General features: G+C 41.3%; 3 protein-coding genes. 2 read left to right on the top strand and 1 reads right to left on the bottom strand.

The window, feature by feature from the left end:
* A partial coding sequence (locus V7659_RS09085) for a YkvA family protein (RefSeq protein ID WP_335539566.1) occupies positions 1 to 336 on the bottom strand: 336 nt, incomplete at its 3' end.
* A gap of 178 nt (positions 337 to 514) precedes the next feature.
* Between V7659_RS09085 and V7659_RS09080 the strand changes: the two genes are divergently transcribed.
* Positions 515 to 1,780: an MFS transporter gene (locus V7659_RS09080; RefSeq protein ID WP_260871612.1), complete on the top strand. Its 1,266-nt coding sequence runs from the start codon at positions 515 to 517 to the stop codon at positions 1,778 to 1,780.
* Positions 1,781 to 2,181: 401 nt separating this feature from the next.
* Positions 2,182 to 2,915, top strand: a 734-nt coding sequence (locus V7659_RS09075) for a 12-oxophytodienoate reductase (RefSeq protein WP_335539578.1), incomplete at its 3' end; no start/stop codon positions are given.

Here is a 2,915-nt window from a genome sequence, read left to right as displayed (position 1 = left end):
CATTTTAGGCGTTCGGGAGGCCATCACCCTGCATTCTTGCAATACTTGATTCGGTATCAGGGTGAACACTCCTAATATCCCCAAGGGAAGCAGAAAAACTTCATCCAAATAACCTAATACGGGAATGAAATCTGGAATAAGGTCTATGGGGCTTAACGCATAGGCAACAATCAATAATGAAAATGCTTTAGCATACCATGGTGTTTTCGAATGACGGTATGCGAGATACACAATATAGATATTTTGTTTAATATTTTGTATGAATTCCTCCCATTTGTTTGGATGCTTAACCATGTCGCTTCCTTCCCTCTCTAATAAACTATCCTCGTTTTTCATCGGTCAGCCAGATCCTTTCGGATTATTTTGCTTCGAACATCACCATTTTAAACAACTTATGCTGTATCCGCTATTTGGGTTTTTGTTTTCTAAAGGCATAATGCATCCATTGTGATGTTTCCTTTATAGGTAAACCGAAATGGATGTGAATAAATGACAGGAGANNAAGTTGAAGTTTGTGTTTGGTAAGAACGATGATGAAGGAGCCGGACAAATTCATCCGGCAGCCAAAAAACTTATGCTGGTCAATGCTATTCGAAGTATTGGACAAGGCATGCTAGTTGTTGATTTGTCTCTATACCTCGCTGCACTGGGTTGGAGTACAGCGGCGATTGGAAGTGTGCTTGCTGCCGGAGGTTTGCTTGGTGTAGGACTAGCCCCAGTCATAGGTATTTATAGCGATCGACTGGGGAGAAAACCCTTTATCCTTTTTTCTGAACTATTAACAGCCGGATGTGCGTTGATTGGGATATTATCTACAAATACTATTTTGTTATTTATTGCAATCACACTTTCAGGTTTTGGGAAAGCGGACGCCGGTTCTCCCAGTCCATGTGCCCCGGCGGAGCAGGCTTGGCTGGCGGCCTTTATCCCAAAAATAGAGCGTGGAAAGGTATATAGTCTGAATAATGCTCTTAGCTTTTTCGGAATGGCGGCAGGTGCAGTGCTGGCGGGGATCACGGCCTTATGGAATCATAATCTTAAAGAAGGCACTTCCTATCGCCCTATATTCTTCTTTATCTTCGTTTTATCCTTTGTGACAGCGGCAATCATTTTAACCATTCAGGAAGGAAAAATTGATAAACAACCAGGATATATAAAAGAGGAGTTAGGGAATCAAGAAAAGAGAATCCTGCGCGAAGAAAATTCTGCGGTCTTAAAGCTCGCAGCCATTAACATACTTAACGGGATTGCCATTGGGCTTACGGGACCCATGATGTCTTATTGGTTTTCGGCTAAATTCGGGGTAAGCAGTATACAGATTGGAGGCACATTGGCTGTCACTTTTTTTGCGACAGGTGTTACCTCGGTCTTACAAGCAAGATTATCCAACAAACACGGGACAATAAGGTCCATTGTGCTGGTTCGTCTCATTGCAAGCCTGCTTTTGATTTTGATGCCCTTACTATCGTCCTATGCACTTGTTTCTGTCTTGTATATCATACGAACGGCTTTAAACAGAGGTACACAAGGGGCACAGCAAGCGTTGAGTGTGAGTTTGACTCGTGACATGCGCCGTGGTTTCGCATCAAGCATCAATATCTTTTCAATCAGGCTGCCTATCTCGATTGGACCGTATTTTACCGGCTATCTTTTTGGATTGGGTTCACTAGCCCTGCCTTTCTACATAGCTTCTGGTTTACAATTCAGTTTTGCTTATTTATATGGAAAAGTCTTCAGCTCCTACGAAATTCGAATGAAATCCCATGCTTCATCGGGGTAATCAGAGTGGTGAACTAACATTTCTCTATTTTCAGAAAGTGAAGGAATTATTGAAGAAGGAATCTGTGAAAGAGAAAGTAAGAAAAAAATATTAGAATTTTATACAGAGTGCTTAGTAACACCCAATAATGTGGGATTCCTTGCACTCTATTTTGTTTTGTGGTAGGAATTCCTGTGATAAAAAGTATCGCGACTAGTTTGTTTGTCGTTTTATAAATAACCTGCTAAATCGCCTAAGTTTTTAATATTAGTATAAACATAGGACTTATCAGTTTATATTTTTATAGACGAATTATAGAATAAAGGGTGCAGGATAAAACGAATAAATAAAAGGAAGTGCTCGCCTTGGATCAAAAGTTCGCAGGTCATACTTTGTTACAATCTGTACCATTTGGAAATGACATGTTAGCTAGCCGGTTAGTGATGGCCCCAATGACACGCATGTTTTCGCCAAAAGGAATCCCGGGAAAAAATGTTGCACAATATTACAGCAAACGTGCAGAGAATGGAATTGGGCTTATCATAACTGAAGGGACAGCGATTAATCACCCAGCTGCAGTAATGAGCCCTGATATTCCCCGTTTTTATGGTGAGGAAGCTTTAAATGGCTGGGCAAATGTAGTGAATGAAGTCCACCAAGCCGGCGGCAAAATTATTCCACAATTATGGCATGTAGGTGCTGCCCGAAAAGCAGGCAGTGAACCAAATATTGACGCACCTACTGTTAGTCCGTCTGGATTAACTTTAAGAGGCCAGAGAAATGAGAAAATAAAGGCTTTAACGAAAGAAGAAGTGGCTGAAATGATTGATGCATACGCCGAAGCGGCTGCAAATGCGAAGCGCATCGGCTTTGACGGAATTGAGTTGCATGGAGCACACGGATACTTAATTGATCAATTTTTTTGGGAACTAACGAACAAGCGTACAGATGATTATGGCGGGGATTTAGGAGAGCGAACAAAATTCGCAGCAGATATTGTTCGGGCTTGCCGGAAAGAAATTGGGCCTGATTTTCCAATTGTCTTTCGTTATTCACAATGGAAAGGAACCGATTATCAAGCTAAATTAGCTAAGAACTCTAATGAGCTTGAACAATTGCTCACCCCATTAGTTGAAGCTGGTGTAGATATTTTCCA

Source organism: Neobacillus drentensis, from assembly GCF_036966985.1.
GTDB lineage: Bacteria > Bacillota > Bacilli > Bacillales > Cytobacillaceae > Neobacillus > Neobacillus drentensis_E.
Note: the sequence above shows the minus strand (reverse complement) of the source record. Positions and strands in the feature narration are given on the sequence as shown.